The following is a 1,926-nucleotide window of genomic DNA, read 5'->3' on the forward strand; positions in this document are numbered from 1 at the left end:
CCGTAGTTCCCCCAACCCCTGAGTATGCACCCCCACCCCACCCGGCCCCACGGGCGCGGACGCGCGCGAGGAGGGCGTGGGTGAGGAGGCCGCGGACGATCCGGTCGTACGCGGCCCTGTCGTACGCGATCCAGCCGTACGCGGTCCGGTCGTAGGCGCAGTGGTCTTGCGTGACGCAGCCGTACGCGAGGTGGACGTGCGCGGCGTCGACGTGCCCTTCGGAGGCGTACCCGACGTGGAGGTGCCGGTCGGGGACGTACCGGGCGTCGATGTGCCCGTCGGCGGCGTGCGCAGGTCGGACGTGCCGAGGACGGTCGGGCGCGCCGGCGTCGTCGAGGCGAACGGCCACGGCTGCTTCGCCGGCCGCTCGCCCGCACCGGTGGGCCGGGCGTCCTCCTGCGGCACGCGCGGCGGCAGCGCCGGGCTAGGCGTCGGCAGCGCGAGGTTGCGCGGCCAGGCCAACCGCGGAGCGCGCGGCGGCGCCTCCACCTCATCGTCGGCGTCCGCCAGACCGAACCCGCCGGTGGCGAAGGGGTTGACCGGCGGGGCGCCGGCGGCGAACGGGCCGCCGGCCCGCGCGGCCTCCCCGGCCCCGGGGCGAGAGCCCCGCCCCGGCTCCGGACCCGCGTCCACATCGACGCCTACGCGCGCGCCCGCGCCCGTACCGGCACCCGCATCCGCATCCGTTACGCCGTCCCGGTCCGCGTCGCCGCTCGTGTCGTGGCCCGCTTGAGCCGACTGCGGAACGGCGTCCTCCGCGGCCGGTACGGACGCATCGGCCGGGGCGTACGCGTCGGCGGCTCGCCCGTCGTCCCCGGCGGGGTCCTCGTCCCGTACGGCGGTCTCCCCGTCCGGGGCGTCCCAGCCGGCCGGTACGGCATCGTGCACCGCGTCGGCATCGGAGGCGTCAGCAGCCGTCCCGTCCGCATCCGTGAGCGCGGCCCTGCCACCGGTCCGGGCTGACTCGGGCTGAGGCGCGGGCTCTGACTCGGGCCCCGGGGCCGTGGTCGGGCTCGGCGTGGCCGTTGCGTCCCCGGCCTCCTGCGCGTCCCGGTCGTACGGCCCGTCAGCGGACTCGTCGTACGGCGCGTCCGCGATGCTCGGCCGGTCGCGTTCGGTGTGTGGCGCCGGGGGTTTGGTCAGGTTGATCGATTCGGCGGGGGTGGCCTGGGCGGCCGGTTCGGGGGGTGTCGTACGGGGGCGGGCCGCCGCGGGGTGCGGGGCCGGCGGGCGCGCCGGGGTGTGGGTCAGGTGCCAGTTGAGCGTGCGCGTGGGGGTCGGGGTGGGGGTGGCACCGTTGGTGTCCAACGCGCGTTCCCGGTCGAGCACCGGCCAAGCACGCGGAACGGTACGTCCGTTCGGCGTGCCTGCCGGGGCCGCCGCGGGAGCCCGGTCCGGGCGGACGGTGCCCGGTTCGTCGGGGTCGTCGCGTACGCCGGGGTCCTCGTCCATGCCGAAGCCGTCACGTACGCCGGGCTCATCGCCCGTGTCGGAGTCGTCGCGTACGCCCGCCCCGTCGCCCGTGTCGGAGCCGTCGCCCGCGCCAAGGTCGCTGCCCGCGTCCGAGCCATCGCCTGGGCCTCGGTCGTCACCCGCGTCGGGGGCGGTCTCGGGGTCGCCCGCGTCGTGGTCGTCGCCCGCGCCGCGGGTGGTCTCGAAGTCGCCCGCGGCGGAGTCGTCGACGAGGCCCGAGCCGGTGCCGGTGCCGGTGCCGGTGCCGGTGCCGGCAGGAGGCTCCGTATCGCGGTCATCCGGGGCGTCCGGTGCACCCGGGGCGCCCGATGCGTACGGGCCGGGCTGCGCGGCGCCCTCCGCGGCGCGCTGCGGAGGCGTGTCAGTAGGGCCAGCGGCGAGCGGCGGCGCGGAGGCGTTGGCGGAGGCGTCCGGCAGCGCCGTGCTGGCAGGTCGGGCGGACGCGCCGGCCGG

1 pseudogene is annotated in these 1,926 nt (G+C 78.0%); it reads right to left on the reverse strand.

Annotated elements, in window-relative coordinates:
- A pseudogene (locus tag AAHZ94_RS33375) lies at positions 1-1,926 on the reverse strand (hypothetical protein); the annotation flags it as partial.

The organism is Streptomyces sp. HSW2009 (genome assembly GCF_040240285.1).
Taxonomy (GTDB): Bacteria; Actinomycetota; Actinomycetes; order Streptomycetales; family Streptomycetaceae; genus Streptomyces.